Annotated in this window: 13 protein-coding genes, 2 tRNA genes and 1 riboswitch; of the genes, 9 read left to right on the forward strand and 6 right to left on the reverse strand. The window is 72.3% G+C overall.

Going from position 1 to position 20205, the window contains the following annotated elements; genetic code table 11:
- The first annotated feature begins 52 nt into the window (after positions 1-52).
- From ACFVTC_RS24000 to ACFVTC_RS24010, 3 genes are all read left to right on the forward strand, one after another.
- Complete coding sequence (locus tag ACFVTC_RS24000) at positions 53-3142, forward strand: FG-GAP-like repeat-containing protein (protein ID WP_390130132.1); 3090 nt, start codon at positions 53-55, stop codon at positions 3140-3142.
- Positions 3143-3200: 58 nt separating this feature from the next.
- The gene (locus ACFVTC_RS24005; protein ID WP_390130134.1) at positions 3201-4736 is read left to right on the forward strand and encodes an amino acid permease; all 1536 of its coding nucleotides are present in this window, start codon (positions 3201-3203) and stop codon (positions 4734-4736) included.
- A 132-nt stretch (positions 4737-4868) separates the two neighbouring features.
- A tRNA-Lys gene (locus tag ACFVTC_RS24010) sits at positions 4869-4941 on the forward strand.
- 64 nt (positions 4942-5005) lie between these two features.
- Here the strand turns inward: ACFVTC_RS24010 and ribA are convergent.
- Positions 5006-5632 carry a GTP cyclohydrolase II gene (gene ribA, locus ACFVTC_RS24015; RefSeq protein WP_390130136.1) on the reverse strand — a complete coding sequence of 209 codons (627 nt, stop codon included), beginning with the start codon at positions 5630-5632 and terminating at the stop codon, positions 5006-5008.
- Positions 5633-5852: 220 nt separating this feature from the next.
- Positions 5853-6356, reverse strand: a complete 504-nt coding sequence (locus ACFVTC_RS24020) for a MarR family winged helix-turn-helix transcriptional regulator (RefSeq protein WP_390130140.1) — start codon at positions 6354-6356, stop codon at positions 5853-5855.
- Positions 6357-6470: 114 nt separating this feature from the next.
- Between ACFVTC_RS24020 and ACFVTC_RS24025 the strand changes: the two genes are divergently transcribed.
- From ACFVTC_RS24025 to ACFVTC_RS24045, 5 genes are all read left to right on the forward strand, one after another.
- Complete coding sequence (locus ACFVTC_RS24025; protein WP_390130141.1) at positions 6471-7613, forward strand: dihydrofolate reductase family protein; 1143 nt, start codon at positions 6471-6473, stop codon at positions 7611-7613.
- 161 nt (positions 7614-7774) lie between these two features.
- Positions 7775-7848: transfer RNA gene (locus ACFVTC_RS24030), tRNA-Met, on the forward strand.
- 218 nt (positions 7849-8066) lie between these two features.
- On the forward strand, positions 8067-9281 hold the full coding sequence (locus ACFVTC_RS24035) for a PP2C family protein-serine/threonine phosphatase (RefSeq protein ID WP_390130143.1): 1215 nt from the start codon (positions 8067-8069) through the stop codon (positions 9279-9281).
- A gap of 233 nt (positions 9282-9514) precedes the next feature.
- A riboswitch (cyclic di-AMP (ydaO/yuaA leader) is annotated at positions 9515-9672 on the forward strand.
- An 11-nt stretch (positions 9673-9683) separates the two neighbouring features.
- A complete protein-coding gene (locus ACFVTC_RS24040) occupies positions 9684-10721 on the forward strand; it encodes a M23 family metallopeptidase (protein WP_390130146.1) in 1038 nt (345 codons plus the stop codon).
- A 67-nt stretch (positions 10722-10788) separates the two neighbouring features.
- Entirely contained in the window at positions 10789-11733 is a 945-nt protein-coding gene (locus ACFVTC_RS24045; RefSeq protein ID WP_390130149.1) for an aldo/keto reductase, read from the forward strand.
- A 9-nt stretch (positions 11734-11742) separates the two neighbouring features.
- Here ACFVTC_RS24045 and ACFVTC_RS24050 read toward each other — a convergent pair whose 3' ends face one another.
- The 4 genes from ACFVTC_RS24050 to ACFVTC_RS24065 all read right to left on the reverse strand — a co-directional run bounded on the left by ACFVTC_RS24050 (position 11743) and on the right by ACFVTC_RS24065 (position 17218).
- Positions 11743-13149 (reverse strand): PrsW family intramembrane metalloprotease, encoded by a 1407-nt coding sequence (locus ACFVTC_RS24050; protein ID WP_390130150.1) that lies wholly within the window; start codon positions 13147-13149, stop codon positions 11743-11745.
- Between the two features lie 64 nt (positions 13150-13213).
- Positions 13214-14047 (reverse strand): tRNA (guanosine(46)-N7)-methyltransferase TrmB, encoded by an 834-nt coding sequence (gene trmB / locus ACFVTC_RS24055; protein WP_390130152.1) that lies wholly within the window; start codon positions 14045-14047, stop codon positions 13214-13216.
- A gap of 249 nt (positions 14048-14296) precedes the next feature.
- Entirely contained in the window at positions 14297-15532 is a 1236-nt protein-coding gene (lhgO, locus tag ACFVTC_RS24060) for an L-2-hydroxyglutarate oxidase (RefSeq protein ID WP_390130155.1), read from the reverse strand.
- Between the two features lie 261 nt (positions 15533-15793).
- Positions 15794-17218 (reverse strand): MFS transporter, encoded by a 1425-nt coding sequence (locus ACFVTC_RS24065; RefSeq protein ID WP_390130157.1) that lies wholly within the window; start codon positions 17216-17218, stop codon positions 15794-15796.
- Positions 17219-17965: 747 nt separating this feature from the next.
- Between ACFVTC_RS24065 and ACFVTC_RS24070 the strand changes: the two genes are divergently transcribed.
- Complete coding sequence (locus ACFVTC_RS24070; protein WP_390130158.1) at positions 17966-20062, forward strand: asparagine synthase-related protein; 2097 nt, start codon at positions 17966-17968, stop codon at positions 20060-20062.
- Positions 20063-20205 lie beyond the last annotated feature (143 nt).

Genomic DNA, 20205 nt, shown 5'->3' on the forward strand with positions numbered 1-20205 from the left:
GGGGCATCGAGAAGCGGTGCGCGTCCGGTCTCGTTCCTCGGGGAGGGTCTTCTTGACTCGTCATGCCTTCGTGCGCCTGCGTCTCGTCGCCGCCTCCGCGGTGCTGGCGGCCGGCCTGAGCCCGTTGCTCCCGTCCGCGACGGCGGTCGCGGACGCGCCGCGGGAGACGGTGGTGCCGGCGACACTGCGCGGCACCCCCACCTCGGCCGAGCTCTACAGCGGGTCGACGGCCGGCGGACACGACGGCGCGGGACAGCAGGGCGTCTTCCACACGCTGGAGGGGTCCGGGCTGGTCTGGACGCGGTACGCGGACGGGACGTCGGTGCCCGTGACCCGGCCGGAGGGGATCACCGGTACCTGGGGGACCGGTGGCGACGTCCTCGCGTACCGCTACGCGGAGGGCAGGGTCGACCTGTGGAACGCGGTCGACGGGACCACCCGCACCCTCCGGACACCCTCGGACCTGACGCTGCTCACCGCGTACCACGACCTCGCGGTCGCCTATCGCGTCGTTCACGACGAGAACGGCACGGCCTGGCGGGAGACGCACCTGCTGTTCCCGGAGGCCGACGGCAGCACGCGTGACGTGCCGGTCGGCGGAGTGCCCGCGGGAGTGAACCTCGGGCAGCCCCTGGACGGGGACGCCGACGGGCTGCTGTTCCAGGGGTCGAAGGACGGGCGGTACCTGTCGGTCATGGTCGACCGGCGGACGGGGCAGGTGCGGGACTGGACCCCGGCGCGCTCCAAGGTCTACCTCAGGGCCAAGGTCACCGCCGAGCACGTGGTCCTGTTCAACGTCAACGAGACCGCCGTGCAGGTGTTGCCCCGCGCCGACCTGTCGGCGGCCCCGGCCGAGGTCACGCTGTCGGGCAGCGGCAGCGTGAACCCCGCCCAGGATCTCGCCGTGGTCGGCGACTGGCTGGTCCACCGGCCCAGCGGCGGTACGGCGGTGCTCGCCGAGCCGATCGCGGGCGGTCCCACGGTCACCCTGATGCCCTCGTCGGGTCTCTACTCCTCCGCCGTCTCCGACGGCACCGCCGTCCTGACCGGCCGCACCACCGCCGACGACTGGGGCGTCCAGCGCATCAAGGCGGGCCCGGACGGCAGTCCGGTCGTCACCCAGGTCAAGGCGCTGCCCAAGCCGCCGATCAAGATCCAGGGACTGTCCCTGGAACAGGGGCGGCTGCTCGTCGCCGACACCAGCGGTCCGGGCGGATACCGCGACGACTACGTACGGACCGTCGCCGTGACCGGCACCCCCGAGTTCGGCGCACGCTCGTCGTTGGACGGCACCTCGCTGAACCTCGGCACCTGTCCGGTGACGCAGGTCGGCTGCTCCCAGCTCCACGGCACGGCCGACGGTCGCGCCGCCTGGCTGACGAAGGACACCACGACCAGCGACCGCATTCGCGTCGCCGGGCCGGCCCAGTACTCCTTCTGGGAACGCGGGGTCCCCGCCGGCGGCCGGATCACCGACGTGTCCGGCCAGTACCTGATCCACACGACGGACACCGCGCAGACCGTCTACAAGATCGGCAATGACGGCAACCCGGCGCTCACCCGCACGCCCGGCGCCGCCGCCCTCTCCGGCGACACCCTGTGGACCCCTGGCACCACCCCCGGCACCGTCACGGCGTACAACCTCACCACGAAGAAGACCACCGAGACCCTCACCGTCGGCGCCGGCTGCGCACCCACCGAACTGCGGGCCAACGGCCTTTGGCTGTACTGGAGTTGCCCCGACGGTACGGCCGGCGTCCACGACCGTACGGCGAAGAGGTCCGTGCCCGTCCCGGCCGGCGAGGCGGAACTCGGCGACGGATTCGTCGTCACGCACGACAGACGGGCCGGGCAACTGGTCCTCACGACGGTCGCGGACGGCACACCGGTGAGCCGCGTGATCGGCGCACTGCCCGACACCGGAATCTCCCAGCGCGAGGTGCGCTGGACGGTCGACGGGTCGACCGGGAACGTGGCCTACGTCGACGACCAGGAGCGCGTGCACCTCGTGCCGACCGGCGTGATCCAGCAGCCGCTGCGCCTGCTGGCCCCGGTCGGCTCGGCGTCCACCCTCGTCGCGCGGAAGATCGGCACGACGCCGTCCACGCTGACCACCCTGCTGCTGTCGAAGCCGACCGCGGACTGGCGGCTGACCGTGCGCAGCCGTGCCACCGGCAAGGTCGTGGACACGCGGGACGGCGGTGCGGCACGCGGCGAGGTGAAGGTCGGCTGGTCCGGGACGGATGCCAAGGGCGGGTTCCTGACGAACGGGTCGTACGACTGGACGCTGTCCGTCACACCGGCCGACGGCGTCGGCGCCCCGGTGACGGCGAGCGGCACGGTCGCCCTGTTTGACGCCGCGCCGGCCCGCCACGACTACGTCGGCGGCGGCGACTCCGTCGGCGACCTGCTCACCCTCAGCTCCTCGGGCACGCTGGGTTTCCGGCAGGGCTCGGGCAAGGGCACCTTCTCCGTGACCCTCGGCACCAGCAGCGGCTGGACGACGACCAACAAGGTGGTGCCGTTCGGCGACCTGAGCGGTGACCGCTGCAACGACGTCCTGGTCCGGCTGACCAGCGGGGCACTGCGCGCGTACAGGCCGAACTGCTACGGCACGCTGAAGCCGTCGACGGCGTACACCTCGCTCGGCACCAGCGGCTGGAACCAGTACGACGTCCTGACCTCGCCCGGCGACGTCAGCGGCGACGGCCGCCCGGATCTGATCGCGCGCGACACGGCGACCGGCACGGTGTACCTCTACAAGGGCACGAGCACGGGCAAGCTGTCCGCGCGCGTGAAGCTGTACGCCGACTGGAAGACGTACAAGAAGGTCGTGGGCGTCGGTGACCTGAACGGCGACGGCATCGGTGACCTGCTCGCCCAGGACAAGGCCAACACCCTGTACCGCTACTACGGCACCGGCAAGGGGTCGTTCGGCGCGCGGACGAAGGTGTTCGCGGGCTGGGGCGGTTCGTACGTCGTCGTCGTCGGCGCCGGGGACATCACGGGCGACGGCAAGGCGGATCTGGTCGCGCGGGACACCGCGGGCAATCTGTACCGTCAGAACGGCACCGGCAAGGGGTCGTTCGCGGCGCGGGTGAAGATCGGGAGCGGCTGGCAGGGCTACAAGGGCCTTTTCTAGCCAACCTGACGTCTTGATCGGTGCATGTCGATCCCCCAGTGAGGGAATCGCTGGGGGCATGACAGATGACGCCAAGGCGAGTGGGCTCTCGGACGAAGAACGGCTTGCCCAGCTCGGCTATACGCAGGTTCTGGCCCGCCGCATGTCGGCGTTCTCCAACTACGCGGTCTCGTTCACGATCATCTCGGTGCTCTCGGGCTGTCTGACGCTGTATCTGTTCGGCATGAACACCGGCGGTCCCGCCGTGATCACCTGGGGATGGGTCGCGGTCGGACTGATGACGCTGTTCGTCGGACTGTCGATGGCCGAGATCTGTTCGGCCTATCCGACGTCCGCCGGGCTGTACTTCTGGGCGCACCGGCTCGCCCCCGAGCGTTCCGCCGCGGCCTGGGCGTGGTTCACGGGGTGGTTCAACGTCCTCGGGCAGGTCGCGGTGACCGCGGGCATCGACTTCGGCGCGGCGTCGTTCCTCGGGGCGTACCTGAACCTCCAGTTCGACTTCGAGGTGACGCCGGGCCGCACGGTCCTGCTGTTCGCCGGGATCCTGGTCCTGCACGGGCTGCTCAACACGTTCGGCGTGGGGATCGTCGCCCTCCTCAACAGCATCAGCGTGTGGTGGCACGTCGTCGGGGTCGCCGTCATCGTCGGCGCGCTGACCTTCGTGCCGGACCACCACCAGACGGCCGGTTTCGTGTTCACGAAGTTCGTGAACAACACGGGCTGGGGCAGCGGGGTCTACGTCGTCCTCGTCGGACTCCTGATGGCCCAGTACACGTTCACCGGGTACGACGCCTCCGCCCACATGACGGAGGAGACCCACGACGCGTCGACGGCCGGCCCGAAGGGCATCGTGCGGTCCATCTGGACCTCGTGGATCGCGGGCTTCGTCCTGCTCCTCGGCTTCACCTTCGCCATCCAGTCGTACGACAAGGAGCTGGGCTCGGCGACGGGCGCGCCGCCGGCGCAGATCCTGCTGGACGCGCTCGGCGCCACGTCCGGGAAGCTCCTGCTGCTGGTCGTGATCGGCGCGCAGCTCTTCTGCGGCATGGCGTCGGTGACGGCCAACAGCCGTATGATCTACGCCTTTTCGCGGGACGGCGCGCTGCCCTTCTCGCGCGTCTGGCACACGGTGAACCCGCGCACGCGCACCCCCGTGGCGGCGGTCTGGCTGGCCGCGCTGGGGGCCCTCGTGCTCGGCCTGCCCTATCTGATCAACTACGCGGCCTACGCGGCCGTGACGTCGATCGCGGTCATCGGCCTCTACGTCGCGTACGTCATCCCGACGTTCCTGCGGGTGCGCAAGGGAGATGCCTTCCAGCGCGGGCCGTGGCACCTGGGCCGCTGGTCCCGGCTCATCGGGGTGATCGCGGTCGGCTGGGTCGTCGTCATCACGGTCCTGTTCATGCTGCCCCAGGTCTCCCCGGTGACCTGGGAGACCTTCAACTACGCGCCGGTCGCCGTGCTCGTCGTCCTAGGCTTCGCCGCGGCCTGGTGGACGGCCTCGGCCCGGCACTGGTTCCTCAACCCCGACCACGTCCGCAACCGGGCGCGTGAGGCGGCGCGCAAGGGTGCGCCCGAACCGGTCGATCCGTAGCGTTGTGCGCGGTTGGTCCCCGGCCGCGCGCAGTTCCGGCGCGGCCGGGAGACCGATACCCGATCGGAGTCCCGGCCGCGTCGGGCTATGCTCGGGGATGCGTCGGCGCGGGATGTGTGCGGGCCGGTGCGTGGACCCTTAGCTCAATTGGCAGAGCAGTGGACTTTTAATCCATTGGTTGTGGGTTCGAGTCCCACAGGGTCTACCGACAAGCCCCAGGCCGGAGTGCATCCGGCCTGGGGCTTCTGTGTGTTGGGGGGCAGCGGGGCTCAGCCCGCCGTGAGCTCCGGCAGCGGGAGCGTGTGCTGGGTCTGGAGGACCTTGGCGCGGAGGTAGCGCACGTTGTGGGCCGTGGTGAAGACGCCCGTCGGGACCCGGTGGGAGACCTCGATGCCGAGGTCGCGGAGCTGCTCCGCCTTGTCGGGGTTGTTGGAGAGCAGGTCGAGGGAGCCGACGCCGAGGGCCCGGAGCATCTGGGCGGCCGCCGTGTAGTCGCGGTCGTCCTCGGGGAGGCCGAGGGCGGCGTTGGCGGCGTAGGTGTCGAGGCCCTGGTCCTGGAGGGCGTACGCGTCGAGCTTGTTGTAGAGGCCGATGCCGCGGCCCTCCTGGCGCAGGTACAGGAGCACGCCGCCCCGTTCCGCGATCCGCTCCACCGCCTCGCGCAGCTGGGGGCCGCAGTCGCAGCGGGCCGAGCCGAAGACGTCGCCGGTCAGGCATTCGGAGTGCAGGCGCACCAGCGGGTTCGCGCCCACCTCGCCGAGCACGACGGCGAGGTGTTCCCGGCCGTCGGCCAGGCCGTGGAAGGTGACCAGCTCCGCGTCGACCGAGTAGCCGTCGCCGAAGCGCAGGGGCACGGCGACGCGGGTGCGCACCGTGGCGGTCGGGAAGTCGCGCATGTTGTCTCTCCGGTCCAGCGGGTCGGTGGCAGTGGTGTCCCGGCGGCGTGTTTCATATTTGAAGCACAGCCTCGGGAACTGACCGTACAGTATGCTTTAAAGTTCAAGCAACACTTTCGAGGAGACGAGCTGACTGCGGCTCACCCGGCTCACCCGACTCGCCCGGCCGGCGTGTCCGCCCCGTCCGCGTCGGCCGTCCGGTCCCGTTCGTCCGGCGTCCTCAGGAGGAACGCCGCCGCCATGGCAGATCTTCCCCTTGAGCCGCGGGACCTTCCCCCTGGATGCCACGGGTGACGCTCGCGCAGATCTCCTCCAGCTGCCCCACCTGCTCCGGCGTCAGGCGGTCGAAGAGCGCCGCGCGCACCTGCGCCACGTGTCCGGGCGCCGCCCGCTCCAGGACGGTCATACCCTCGTCCGTGAGGACCGCGACCTGACCGCGCCGGTCCGTGGGGCAGCCCTCCCGGCGTACCAGGCCGTCGTTCGCCAGCCGGGTCACGCCGTACGTCAGCCGGCTGCGGGTGATCTTCAGGACCTCGGCGAGGTCGGTCATCCGCAGCCGCCGCTCCGGGGCCTCGGACAGCATCGCGAGGATGGAGTAGTAAAGGTGGGGCATGCCGGCCTCCGCCTGGAGCTGCCGGTCGATCGTGTCCTCCAGGAGCGAGACGGCGGCGATGTACGAGCGCCAGGCGCGTTGCTCGGCGGGGGTGAGCCAGCGGGTCGTCATGTCGCCAGTCTAGGTATTGTTTAAAAATTGAACCACTGCTGAACCGCCACTCGAACCCCTACTTGAGTCACTAGCAGCCCAGAGCGCAGAGCTCGGAGCCGGAGGCAGCGTCCCATGCCCCATCCCCACGTCCTGTTGTCCGCCGCCGTCTCCCTCGACGGCTTCCTGGACGACACCGGCCCCGAACGGCTGCTGCTCTCGGGTCCGGCCGACTTCGACCGGGTCGACGAGGTGCGGGCGTCCAGCGACGCGATCCTGGTCGGCGCGGGCACGATCCGCTCGGACAATCCCCGCCTCCTGGTCAACTCCGCCGAGCGGCGCGCCGCCCGGGTCGCCGAGGGCCGCCCCGCCTACCCCCTCAAGGTCACCGTCAGCGGGTCCGGCGACCTCGACCCGGACGCGCAGTTCTGGCACACGGGCGGCGAGAAGATCGTCTACACCACGGACGAGGGGGCCGTACGGGCCGCCGACGCCCTGCGCGGTCAGGCCGTCGACGTGGTGGCGACGGGGGCCGAGCTGGACTGGCGCGCCGTGCTCGAACACCTCCATGACGTACGCGGGGTGCGGCGTCTCATGGTCGAGGGCGGCGGGCGGGTACACACCCAGCTGATGGGGCAGGGCCTGGCGGACGAACTCCAGCTCGCCGTCGCGCCGCTCTTCGTGGGACAGGCAGACGCGCCACGGCTGTTCGGGCCCGGGGGATACCCGCCCGGACGGATGCGGCTGGTGGAGACACGGGCGGTGGGCGACGTCGTCCTCATCCGCTACGTCCCCACGGCCCCCGGCACCGGTGCGCTCGCCTCCGCGGCGGACCGGCACTGGCTGGGGCTGGCGTGCGAGCTGGCCGCGCTGTGCCCGCCGTCGAGGACCGCGTTCAGCGTGGGCGCGGTGGTAGTGGCCGCGGACGGCACCGAGCTGGCCCGCGGGCACTCGCGGGAGGGGGGCGACCCCGTCGCGCACGCCGAGGAGGCGGCACTCGCCAAGATCGCTGCCGGGGATCCGCGGCTGGCGTCCGCCACCGTCTACAGCAGTCTGGAGCCGTGCGCCCGGCGGGCCTCGCGGCCCGCACCCTGCGCCCGGCTGATCCTCGACGCGGGGGTGCGCAGGGTGGTGACCGCCTGGCGGGAGCCGGACACCTTCGTGGCGGGCGCGGACGGCAACGGGTTGCTGGCGGCCGCGGGGGCGGACGTCGTGGTGCTCCCGGAGTTCGAGGAGCGGGCCACAGCGCCCAACGGGCATCTTCTCGGCGCCGCCTAGCGGAGGGGCCTGCGGCGGCCGGTGCCCGGCCGTGGACGGCCGTGGACGGTCGTGAGCGGTGCGGAATCGCAGGGGATCCGGAGGAGAAGGGGCCTGGTCGTGGGGCCTGCGTGAACGGGTGTGCTCGGGGGGTCGAACATGGCGTACACTGGTTTCAACGACGCGGGGTGGAGCAGCTCGGTAGCTCGCTGGGCTCATAACCCAGAGGTCGCAGGTTCAAATCCTGTCCCCGCTACTCAAGGCCAAGGCCGGAACTCGGATTCACGAGTTCCGGCCTTCGGCGTTTCCCGGGCCCTGGTGTTCCCCAGTCTTGTTGTTCGCGGGCCCGGGTGTTTTCGGCGCAGGGTGTTTCCGGTCCCGGGTCTCTCCGACACGCCCGTACGGCAGCGAGGGCCGTCCCCCGGTCGGTCCACACCGCTGGCCCCCTTCCCCCGGTGCGGGAAACCTGGACGGGTGGGGCAGCGAGGAGGTGCGCGGCGGGCCGAACGGCCCTACGGCCGGTCGGGCGGACGGCGGCCCGGCGGCCCCGTGCCCGATCCTCGGCCGGGGGACGAACCGCCGCCGGACCCGGACACCCGCCGGATCTCGCACGCCTGGACCCTCGTGCGGGCGCTGCCCGTCCTGCTCGTCGTCGTCGCGGTGGTCTACGACTGTCTGACCCCGCCCCAATTCACCGCGGCTCCGCTCTTCACCGCAGCCCCGCTCGTCGCCGCGCCGATCTTCTCGCTGCGCGGCACCCTCCTCACGGGGGTCATGACGCTGGCCGCGCTGCTCGCGTGCCGCCTCAGGTTCGGCCTCCACATGGGGATCGGCTCGATCACCGAGGTCGCCACGGTGGCGACCGTCGTCGTCCTCGCCGTCCTCATCAACATCCTCGTCCGCCGCTCGGACGAACGGCTCGCCTCGGCCCGGCAGATCGCCGAGGCGGCTCAGCGCGCCGTGCTGCCGGAACCCGAGGGGCGGATCGGCGGCCTGGCGGTCGCGGCACGCTACGAGGCCGCGCAGGAGGGCGCGTTCATCGGCGGCGACCTGTACGCCGTGCAGGACACCCCGCACGGCGTACGGCTGGTGGTGGGCGACGTCCGCGGGAAGGGCATGGGCGCGGTGGCCGCCGTCGCGGTGGTCATCGGGGCGTTCCGGGAGGCGGCCGAACAGGAGACGGCGCTGGAGGCGGTCGCGCAGCGGCTGGAACGTGCGCTGGCCCGCGAGGGCACCCGGCGCGAGGGCCTGGACGCCTTCGAGGGTTTCACCACGGCCGTCCTCGCGGAGATCCCGCACGGGGGCGACGTGGTCCGCATCGTCAACCGCGGCCATCCGTCACCGCTGCTCCTGCACGGGGACGGCACGCTGTTCACGCTCGCCGCCGCGAACCCCGCGCTGCCGCTCGGCATGGGCGAGCTGGGCTCCTGGCCCGACCGCGCGGACACGGCGGACTTCCCGCTCGGCTCCACGCTCCTGTTCCACACGGACGGGCTGTCCGAGGCGCGTGACGGCCGCGGGAACTTCTACGATCCGGCCGAGCGGCTCGCGGGACGGACCTTCAGCGACCCGGACACCCTGCTGGCCGAGCTCGCGGCGGGGGTCGGCCGGCACACCGGCGGCGCGCTCGCGGACGACATGGCGCTGCTCGCCGTGCGGCGTCCCCCCGCGGGCGACGGAGTTCCTTGATCGTTGTCACGAGGGGTAGTGGAGGGTACTCCTCCGCGTAACAACTGACACACGGTCAAAAACAAGCGCGTGAGGGAGGGCGGGTCAACTCGCCCGTTTTCCCACGCTCATGCCCCGTAAGTCCTGGCCAAGAGTGGTTAATGATCCGTACGAACGGCTTGGAATCCGGTACCCGAGTCTATTAACGTTCGATAACGCAGCGCGGTCGTCCCAGCCGTCACAAGAGACGGCTCCGTGCGCACGCGCCGAATCCCGCGAGGGAACCGGGGAACCACCAACTTGGGGTGAATCGAGCGTCTTTCACGGTGGAGACACCGTGGCTTGACGCGCGTAGGAGACCTTCCTGCTCCGAACCCGTCAGCTAACCCGGTAGGCGATAAGGAAGGAAAGGAGCGCGCCCACGTGGCGTCCAACCGGCCTGCCCAGCCCACTTCGTTCGCGCCGAACGACACCCAGACTTTCGGTTACTCCCGCGGCGACGACGAGGGCCCCTGGGAGGAGTGGAACCCCACCGCGGATTCCGTCGCTCCCGTCCGCGGCCGGCACCGCGTCTCCAAGCAGCGCGGCGGCGGGCTCGCCCGCAGCTCCACCGTCCTCGGCGTCGGTGTCCTGGCCGCCGTGGGCGCGGGTGGCATCGCCACCGCCGCGCCCGGCAAGCCGCCCGTGTCGATCTCGCTGCCCGACCTCTCCTCGGTCACCCAGTCGGCCAAGGCCCTGATATCCGACGGCGGTTCCAGCACGCCGAAGGGTTCCTCGACCCCGCTCACCGGCGCCGGTCTCACCAGCGCCGACGCCGCGCAGGGCAACGCCGACGCCGGCGAGGCGCTGCGGGCCCGCATCATGGAGCAGGCCGAGTCCCAGCAGGACCAGGTCGACAGCGCGGCCCAGGACGCCGCCGAGAGCGCCGCCGCGAAGAAGGCGGTCGCGCTGGCCGCCGAGCAGCAGGACCAGGCCAAGGCCAAGGAAGCCGCCGCGAAGAAGAAGGCGGACGAGGAGGCCAAGCAGAAGGCCGAGGCCGCGCGCCTCGCGAAGCTCGCCAAGAGCTACTCGCTGCCGACCTCCTCGTACACCCTGACCTCGCGCTTCGGTGACGCCGGCTCCATGTGGTCCTCCGGGTACCACACGGGCCTCGACTTCGCCGCCCCCACGGGCACGCTGATCAAGGCGGTCCACAGCGGCACCATCACGGAGGCGGGCTGGGCCGGATCGTACGGCTACCGCACGATCCTCACCCTCGACGACGGCACGGAGCTGTGGTTCTGCCACCAGTCGTCCATCAGCGTCAGCGTGGGGCAGAAGGTGGGCACGGGTGACGTCATCGGACGGGTGGGCGCGACCGGCAACGTGACCGGGCCGCACCTCCACCTGGAGGTCCACCCGGGCGGCGGCGACGCGATCGACCCGATGGCCTGGCTGCAGAGCAAGGGCATCAACCCCTGATCCAGCGCCCGCCACGAGCACGGCGGGTGCGGAATGCGGTCGTCCGGTACGGCTGTTGAAATGGGGTATGACTCCTCTCCGCACGCTCGGTTCCTCCGACATCGAGGTCTTCCCGCTCGCCCTCGGCGGCAACGTCTTCGGCTGGACCGCCGACGAGACGCAGTCCTTCGCCGTGCTCGACGCGTACGCGGCCGCGGGCGGCAACTTCGTCGACACCGCCGACAGCTACTCGGCGTGGATCCCCGGCAACAAGGGCGGCGAGTCCGAGACGATCATCGGCAAGTGGTTCGCCGCGCGCGGCAACCGCTCCGATGTCGTCCTCGCCACGAAGGCCGGCGCCCATCCCCAGTACAAGGGGCTCGCCCCGGACACCCTCAGGGCGGCGGCCGACGCGTCACTGCGCCGGCTCGGCACGGACTACATCGACCTCTACTACACCCACTTCGACGACACCTCGGTACCGGTCGAGGAGATCATCGGCACGCTCGACGAGCTGGTACGGGCCGGCAAGGTCCGGGCGATCGGTGCCTCCAACCTGTCCGCCGAACGGCTCGCGGAGTCCCTGGAGTTCTCCGACCGCGAGGGCCTCGCGCGCTACACCGTCCTCCAGCCCCACTACAACCTCGTCTCGCGCGACACCTACGAGGGCCCGCTCCAGGAGGTCGCCTCCCGGACCGGACTGGCCGCCGTCCCGTACTTCGCCCTCGCCGCCGGCTTCCTCACCGGCAAGTACCGTCCGGGCACGACCGTCGACTCGGCGCGGGCCGAGGGCGCGGCCAAGCACCTCGAGACGGAGCGCGGCCCGCGTGTCCTCGACGCCCTCGACGAGGTCGCGCACGCCCATGACGTTTCGGTCGCCACCGTCGCCCTCGCCTGGCTCGCCGCCCGGCCCACGGTCGCGGCCCCGATCGCCTCCGCACGAACCGTCGAACAGCTTCCGGAGCTGCTCGCGGTCGCGGACCTCACGCTGAAGGACGACGAACTGGCACGGCTGACGGAGGCGTCGGCCTGAGCGCTCCCCTCAAGGCCGGTAGGGGTCGTACGCCGGGCGGGGCACCGTCGGGTCCGGGTACGGCCGTCCGTCCCGGGGCGACGGCTGCGCCGGCACGTAGCCGTAGCCGTAGCCGTAGCTCCCGTCGGGGCCGTACGCGGGCCATGGCGGCGGCACCGGGACGGCGGGGGCGGTCACCCGTGCCGCGTGGGCGAGGGAGGGGCGGGCGACCTCCCTGCGGCGCCACAGCTCGTGGAGCAGCTCCCGCTCCCGTACGACGAAATCGGCGCCCGCGCGGCCGCCGCGCCCCCGGTGCCGCAGGAACGCGAGCGAGGTCGCGCAGGCCTCGTACCGCGCGACCGACCGTGCCGCCGCCCTGCCGAAGTGATGGGCCGCGTACTGACGTGCCAGCCGGCGTGCCCGCATCGAACCGAGTACGTACGGCTCGGGCGGGGTCAGCCACCCGGCGACGGCGTACGCCGGGAGTTCGGCGCGGACGGTCCTCAGCTCGCGCTGCCGCGTCCAGATGACGAGGAAGGTGAGCAGTCCGAACGCCGGCACCATGAACGCGCCGTACACCGCGAAGAACCCGTACTCCCCGAAGCTCGACGAGCCGTTCCACATCGCGTGCATGCCCATCGCGAGCAGCAGCCCGGCCGACGGCAGCAGGACGCGGCGCAGGCGTCGGCGCTCGGCGGACAGCGCCGCGATCCCGAAGCCGATGCCGGTGAACACGGTGAAAAGCGGGTGCGCGAAGGGTGCCATCACGACCCGGACGAAGAAGGTCGCTGCGGTGACGGAGGCCAGTCCGCGCTCGCCGCTGAGCTGGTCGGTGCCGAAGGCGGTGCCGAGGTAGAGGATGTTCTCCGTGAAGGCGAAGCCGGTCGCGGTGACCCCGGCGACGACCACGCCGTCGACGATCCCAGTGAAGTCCCGTCTGCGGAAGAGGAAGACCAGCAGCACGGCGGTGGCCTTCGCGGACTCCTCGACGATCGGGGCTATCACCGTCGCGCCGAGTGTGTCGGCGCTCGACGGGTCGGCGGTGGCGGTCGCTATCCACCGGGTCGCGAAGCTGTTGGCGACGATCGCTATCAGCGCCGCCGCGCACGCGCCCCAGGCGAAGGCGAAGAGCAGGTTCCGCCAGGGGCCCGGCTCGACCCGGTCCAGCCAGCGGAACGCGGCGAGAAGGAGCGGGACGGGCAGCACGGCGAGGCCGAGGCCCACCAGGAAGCCCTCGGTACCGGTCTGCTGGCGCACCAGGGCCAGGATGACGAGACCGGAGAGCGCGAGCAGGATGGTCAGCGCGCCGTAGCGCACCCTCCCCCGAGCAGGGAGGCACCCCCATCGCCGCCACCAGTGCCGGTGCCGCGGCCCACCGGCGGGCGGCGCGCCGCCAGGAGCGCCGGGGTGCGTGGGGTACGCGGGAAAGGTGGCCACGGCATTGACCCTAACGAGGCGGGGGCGGTGTCCGCGAGGGTGCCGGACGCGGTCCGCAGGGGTGTCAGTCGCCCGGCGTGTGCTGCTCGCGGTGGTGTACGCGCCGGAAGAGCAGGTCGTTCACCACATGACCCTTCTCCAGCCCCTGGCCCTCGAAACGGGTCAGCGGCCGGAAGCCCGGACGAGGCGCGAAACCGCCGTCCGGCGCGGTGTTCTCGAACTCCGGATGCGCGGTCAGCACCTCCAGCATCTGCTCGGCGTAAGGCTCCCAGTCCGTCGCGCAGTGCACCAGGGCGCCCGGCGCGAGGCGGGTCGCGGCGAGGTCCAGGAACTCCGGCTGGATCAGCCGGCGCTTGTGGTGGCGCTTCTTGGGCCACGGGTCGGGGAAGTACACGCGCAGGCCGCTCAGCGAGTCCGGCGGGAGCATCTCGCGGAGCAGGATGATCGCGTCGCCGTTGCCGACCCGGATGTTGGCCAGTCCGTTCTGGTCCGCGAGGTTCAGCAGATTGCCCTGGCCGGGGGTGTGCACGTCGACGGCCAGGATCCCCGTCGCCGGATCCTCGGCCGCCATCCGCGCCGTGGCCTCGCCCATGCCGAACCCGATCTCGAGGACGACGGGAAGCTCGGCGCCGAACAGTTCGGCCAGGTCGATGATCCGCTGCCCGTCGATGTCGAGACCCCACTTGGGCCACAGCCGCTGCAGAGCGTCCGCCTGCCCGGCCGTCACCCGGCTGCGGCGCGGCTGGAAACTCCGGATCCGCCGCTCGAAATGCGACCCGGCGGGATCGGCCTGCGGCCCGCCGGGGAACCGGGGCTCTCCCTTGGCACGGGGGCGCTCCCGCGGGGCGTCGCCGGCGGGGTGGGGCTGTTCGGGGGAGCTGCTCAGGAACTCAGACACAATGCGTCGATTTTACGACCAGGTCCCGCACGCACCGTCCGCCGCCCACGGGGGCTGCGGACCCCAGACCCCCGCTCCGGCCTTGAGGGCCTTGTCCTCGATCGGCGGACGGGCTGGTGGTGCGGGCCTGGGCTGCGGATTTTCAGCCGGTCCGGCGTTTGAGGACGAGCCCTTCGGGCCGGAGCGGGGGTCTGGCGGCGGAGCCCCCGGGAACGGATGGGTCGGGCAGATGGGCGGGGGCGGGAATCCTCAGGTCACCGCCAGCGCAGCCAGCGCCCGACGCGCGACCTCTCTCCCGATCGGCAGAGCCGCCGTCGCGGCAGGCGACGGCGCGTTCAGCACATGCACCGTCCGCACCCCCTCCTCGATCAGGAAGTCGTCCACCAGCGTCCCGTCCCGCAACACCGCCTGCGCCCGCACCCCCGCCGCCGCGGGCACCAGATCGTCCACGGTCACCGCCGGCAGCAGCCGCTGCACGGCCCCGGTGAACGCCTTCCGGGACACCGACCGCCGCAGCTCCCCCGCCCCGTACGACCAGTGCCGCCGGGCCATCCGCCACGACCCGGGCCAGGCCAGGGTCGTGCCCACCTCGCGGGGACGGATCACCCCCCACCCGTACCCCTCCCGAGCGAGCGCGGGCACCGCGTTGGGCCCGATGTGGACGTCTCCGTCGATCCCCCGGGTGAGATGCACCCCGAGGAAGGGGAAGGCGGGGTCGGGCACGGGATACACGAGCCCCCGCACCAGCTCGGGCCGCGCCAAGGAGTAGTACTCACCGCGGAACGGCACGATCCGCATCCCCGGTTCGTCCCCCGCGAGCCGTGCGACCTCGTCGCACTGGAGCCCCGCGCAGTTGACCAGCACCCGGGCACGGACGATCGTGCCGTCGCCGGTGCGGACGGCGACGCCGAGGGCGTCCCGCCGGTCGATGCGGACGACCTCGGCCCCGTACCGGATCTCCGCGCCGGAGGCTTCCGCGAGCTGCCGGGCGACCGCGACGTAGTCGCATGTCCCCGTCGTGCCGACATGGATCGCGGCGAGCCCGCGCACCTCCGGCTCGTACTCCGCGAGCTGGGCGGTGCCCAGCTCGCGCACCGGGATCCCGTTCTCCCGGCCTCGCTGTACGAGTGCGTGCAGGCGGGGCAGCTCGGCCTTCTCCGTGGCGACGATCAGCTTGCCGGTGACGGCGTGCGCGATGCCGTACTCCGCGCAGAACTTGACCATCTCGGCGGCGCCGCGCACCGCGTACCTCGCCTTCAGCGAGCCCGGCCGGTAGTAGATCCCGCTGTGGATCACCCCGCTGTTGTGTCCCGTCTGGTGCCGGGCGGCGCCGGGTTCCTTCTCCAGCACCGTCACCCGCGTGCCCGGCGCGGCGCGCGTGATCGCGTACGCCGTCGACAGGCCGACGATGCCGCCGCCGATCACCAGCACATCGCAGTCGTAAACGATCCGCACCTGCTTCACCTCCCGGCTTCGATAGTGCACTGCGCCACTGACAATGCCCTCAAACCCGGAAAGCGCCGCGAAGATCGCACAGAAGAACGAGCGGACCTCGCGCGTGCGGGGACGGGACGAGCCCGTGTCCCGCGGGGGCTCGCCCGCCCTCGGACGTCCCGTCCCGCACGTCCCGCACGTCCCGTCCCCGTACACCGGAGCGGATCCGATCCCGGTCCTGTCCGGTCGTCCGGTCCTGTCCGTCGGGTGACGCGAAGGGCCGGGCGACCGGGCTCGGCCGTCGGACTCGGTCTACGCGGGAGCCATCAGCAGCGGTCGTGCGCGCTCCCGGAGTTCCACCACGCGCGGTTCGTCGCCGTACGGCTCCAGCCGGTGGAGCAGGTCCTTCACGTACTCGGTCGTGCGCGCGGAGGAGATGCGCCCGGCGACCTCCACGGCCCGTACGCCCTGTTCGCACGCCGCGTCCAGATTGCCCGACTCGAGCTCGGCGACGGCCGACACCACCAGGCGCAGGCCGTGTGAGCGGACGAACTCCTCCGTCGGCTTCGACAGCGCCTGCTCGGTGAAGCGGCGGACCTGGCGCGGCGCCTTGAGGTCGCGGTAGCACTCCGCCGCGTCGGCGGCGAACCGGTCGTACGAGTAGAAGCCGAGCCAGGACGGATCGTTGTCGCCGTCCCGGGCCCGCTCCAGCCAGCCCTCGGCGGCCCGCAGCGCCGCGCCGGCCGCGTGGGCGTCCCCCGCACGCGCGTGGGCGCGCGCCTCGACGAGGCGGAAGAAACTCATCGTGCGGGCCGTGGCCAGGCCGCGGTTGCGTTCCAGGGCGGCCTGGGCGAGGTCGACGCCCTCGTCGCCGAAGCCGCGGTAGGTCGCCTGGAGGGACATGGACGCGAGCACATAGCCCCCGAGGGGGACGTCCGCCGCCGCTCTGGCCAGCCGCAGCGCCTGGATGTAGTAGCGCTGCGCCGCCTCCTGCTGGCCCGTGTCGAAGGCCATCCAGCCCGCGAGCCGGGTGAGTTCGGCGGACGCCCCGAAGAGGGCCCTGCCGACCTCGTCCGAGTACGAGCCGAGCAGCAGCGGAGCCGCCTCGACGCGCAGGCACTCCGGCACCATCGACGAACGCCAGTCGCCGCCTCCGTACTTGGAGTCCCAGCGTCTGGCGTCCTCGGCTGCCTCGCGGAGCTTCTGCACGTCGCTGTGGCCGACTTTCAGTGGCGCTCCGGAGCCCTCGGCGGGGTTCGCGTCCCGCGCCACCGAACTGTCGGCCGGGGTTATCAGCCAGCGTGATGCGGGGGTCGCGTAGGCGCTCACCGCGAAGGAACCGGCCAGTGACTGCCAGATGCCGCCACCGCCGGCCCGGCGCCCGGCGAGATCGAGACGGTACAGATCGGTGGCCGACCGCACCGCCTGCCCGACGTCACGAGGGAAGGCGAGGCCCACTTCGGGCGCGGGATCGGCGTCCGCCAGGCCTATCTCGTGGAGCGGCACCGGGCGGCCGAGCTTCTGTCCGATGGCGGCCGCGATGAGGTGCGGAGCAGCCCCTTGCGGCACCATCCCCTTCGACACCCAGCGCGCCACGGACGTCTTGTCGTAGCGAAGAGTCAACCCGCGTTGAGCGCCAAGATCGTTGACGCGCCGCGCGAGTCCTGCGTTGCTGATTCCCGCGAGGGCGAGAACGGCGCCGAGTTTTTCGTTCGGCCCGCGTTGCTCCCTGGACATGCGCCACCCCTCGACACAGACGGCTGCCGCGCTGGCATAACCATGCGGCATTCGTAAACCCAGCGTAGTTCGCCGCATCCCATGCGTTAAGGGGCGTTGTTCCCAATGGCGGGATTGTGGTCCGTACGGAAGTACGGACGGTTGCGGCGTGCTCCTGTCGTGTGGCTGTGCGCCCGCCCGTGCGCTCTACTCCGGCCATCGGGGGAGCGCTTCCATGGATGGTGCGTGGGTCGGCCCGCTGTACTGGATCCAGTGGGCTGGGGGACACCGCCGCCTCCATCCCCGCGGGCGGCGGACCGGTCCGGGAGGCGAACTCCGCCTCCCGGACCGTGCGTCGGTCCAGCGGTGCGCAGGGCCTGTACGGAGAGTGTGCACGGCTGTCCGGCCGTGGCCGATTTGGCCGAAAATCGACGGTGCCCCTCGCGGGTGATTACCGCTCCTACCACGTGACTTGAGGGCGCGCAGGGTGTCCGAGGGGAGCGTATCGGGGGCGCATTCGCGTCGCAGATCCACCCCCGCCCTCGGCGGCCCGTTCGTCCGTCTCCGCCGACCGCCGCCCCGCCGACGGGTGTTCGCAGTTGTTTCGGATCGGCTTTGCAGTCGCTCCCCAGCGGCGCGCACGCGTTCGCGGGGGCGCATTCCAGGGGGCGCAAGCCGTCGCAGGAACCCTCCCGCGCGCACTCTTCGTGGCAGCATGGTGCCGAGTTCGTACGGTGCACTGGTTGTCCACAGTCCGTGGAGGCGTCGATGCGGTGGTTGGTGGGGTGGAGCAGTACCGCCGCCAAGGCGCCCGAGATCGGTTCGGCGGGCGCCACCGGAAGCGACGGCGAGACCGTGCACCCGGTGGGCTCCCAACTCCTGTGGGGCGACCCCGATCCGCTCTGGGCGGTCGGCGACTGGCGCCCCGACGAGGTCCGGGTCGTGAAGGCCGACGCACAGAACCGGATCGCGGTCCTCGGCACCTGTGGCGCGAGCGACGAGGAGCTCAAGGTCGGACTCTTCGCGGCGCGCGGCGGCGCACTGCGGCATCTCACCGCGTGGTCCGGCAGTTACACCGCCGTCGTCCAGGTCGGCCGCCGCGTCACCGTCGCGGGTGATCTCGCCGGCATCCGGCCCGTCTTCTACACCCCCTGGGCCGACGGCACCGCGTACGCGACCGCCGCGCTGCCCCTCGCCGACCTCATCGAGGCCAACCTCGACTTCGGACATCTGGCGGCCCTGCTCGCCGCCCCCGACGTACCGGCCGCCATCCACGACTCGACCCCCTACGAAGGGGTGCGGCGCATTCCGCCGGGGCACGCGCTGATCCTGCGCACCGGCGCACGGGAGATCGCCGGCTACGAACCCGTCGCCTCGCTCGCCGTCGCCGCGCCCTCCGCCGACCCCGAGCGCGCGGTGGACGGCGTCCGGGACGCCCTCGTGGAGGCCGTGCGCGCGCGGCTCGCCGCGCCCCGGCACGTTCCCGGCACGGACATCGACCCCGGGCCCGTGCCCGGGATGGGGCCCGCGGAACGGCGCGCGGCGCGGGGCATGCCCGTGCCCGGGATCGGGGCCGACCTCTCGGGAGGCCCCGCCTCCGGGACGCTGGCCCTGCTCGCCGCGGGGCTTCCGGGGGCGCCCGGCACCGTCCTGGGACACGGCACGGGGGCCGGGGAGCGGCTGCTCGCGGTCACGTTCAACGACCTCGCGGTGCGCGGGCGGGAGGCCGAGCTGGAGCGGGCGGGGACACTGGCCGCCAATCCCCGGCTGCACCACGTGGTGGTCACCGGGGGCGAGGAGACCCTCCCTTACGCCGACCTGGACGGCCCGCTGACCGACGAACCCGGACCGTCGCTGGTGGCAGCGGCGCGGCACCGGGCGCGGCTCGCCTCCGGCAGCGCGGACCACTTCACGGGATACGGGGCCCGGCAGGTGCTCGACGCCCATCCGGCGCGGCTGGCCGATCTGCTGATGGACCGCAAGAGACGTCATCTGGTGCGGCCCGTCGCCGCGTTGGCGAAGGCCGACGGGTCGGTGATGGTTCCCGCGCGCGTGTACGGCGCGGCCCGCAGACTGGCCCGCACGCCGTACCGGACCGGTGTCGACGTCCTCGCCGACCGGCTGATGCAGCGGCGCTTCGAGGAACCCGGCGGGGCCGTGGGGGCGTCGCTCGCCGCGCTCACCTGGGCCAGGCCCGGCCCGGCGGCGCGTTGGCTGACCGGTGAGGCGCTGGCTGAAGTATCGGTTCGCCTGCAGGGAACCACAGGTCGGCCGGGGGTCGGGCCCGGACAGCGGCCCGGTGACTTCCGAGCCCGTGCGGCGCTCGCGCGCCATGCCGCCGATCTCCGTGTCCTGGAGCAGGCCGCCGAGATCCGCTTCCAGCGGCTGCACATGCCGTTCCTGGACAACCAGGTCGTCCGCGCCTGCCGCGCCCTTCCGGAGGCGTTGCGCGTCCAGCCCGGGGCGCGGGCGGAGATTCTGCGTACGGTGCTGGAGGGGGCCGGGGTGGCCGAACTGCCGCCCGGGTGGGGGGCGCCTTCGCACGCGTCCTCGGCGGCGGCCGCGCGGACGGGGCTGCGGGTGGCGGCGGACTCCCTGATCGCGCTGTTCGACACGCCGTTGCTCGCGCAGGCCGGGCTGGTGGAGGCGCGGGTCGTGCGCAAGGCGCTGCGGGCCGCTGCCGCGGGGGAGCCGTTGCCGTTGGACGGGCTCGCGGATCTGGTCTCCCTGGAGCTGTGGCTGCGGCGGTTGCTGGCGCGGCGGGGGACGTGCTGGACGGGGACGCCCGCGCGGCAGCGGGCGGTGCCCGCGGGGATCGTGCCTCAGGGGCGGGCGTTGGGGGCGGGGGCCGGGGGGCGGGGGTAGCTCGTCGGCGGGTGCGGGTGCGGGTGCGGGTGACGGTCGGCTGCCTGGGCTTGGGCCGGGGCCGGGGCCGGTGGGTGGGTCGGGGCCGTGCCGGTGTGTCGAGGCCGTCGCCGCTGGATCAGGCGTGGGCCGAGTATGGGAGC

Origin of the sequence: Streptomyces sp. NPDC057950 (assembly GCF_042887295.1) — a bacterium.
In the GTDB taxonomy this organism is placed as follows: Bacteria; Actinomycetota; Actinomycetes; order Streptomycetales; family Streptomycetaceae; genus Streptomyces; species Streptomyces kaempferi.

What these genes read in the sequence shown, in the direction of transcription:
- ACFVTC_RS24005 (WP_390130134.1), top strand. Translation starts at nt 3,201, where the DNA reads ATGACAGATGACGCCAAGGCGAGTGGGCTCTCGGACGAAGAACGGCTT.
- ribA (WP_390130136.1), bottom strand. Translation starts at nt 5,632, where the DNA reads ATGCGCGACTTCCCGACCGCCACGGTGCGCACCCGCGTCGCCGTGCCC.
- ACFVTC_RS24020 (WP_390130140.1), bottom strand. Translation starts at nt 6,356, where the DNA reads ATGACGACCCGCTGGCTCACCCCCGCCGAGCAACGCGCCTGGCGCTCG.
- ACFVTC_RS24025 (WP_390130141.1), top strand. Translation starts at nt 6,471, where the DNA reads ATGCCCCATCCCCACGTCCTGTTGTCCGCCGCCGTCTCCCTCGACGGC.
- ACFVTC_RS24045 (WP_390130149.1), top strand. Translation starts at nt 10,789, where the DNA reads ATGACTCCTCTCCGCACGCTCGGTTCCTCCGACATCGAGGTCTTCCCG.
- ACFVTC_RS24065 (WP_390130157.1), bottom strand. Translation starts at nt 17,218, where the DNA reads ATGTCCAGGGAGCAACGCGGGCCGAACGAAAAACTCGGCGCCGTTCTC.
- ACFVTC_RS24070 (WP_390130158.1), top strand. Translation starts at nt 17,966, where the DNA reads ATGCGGTGGTTGGTGGGGTGGAGCAGTACCGCCGCCAAGGCGCCCGAG.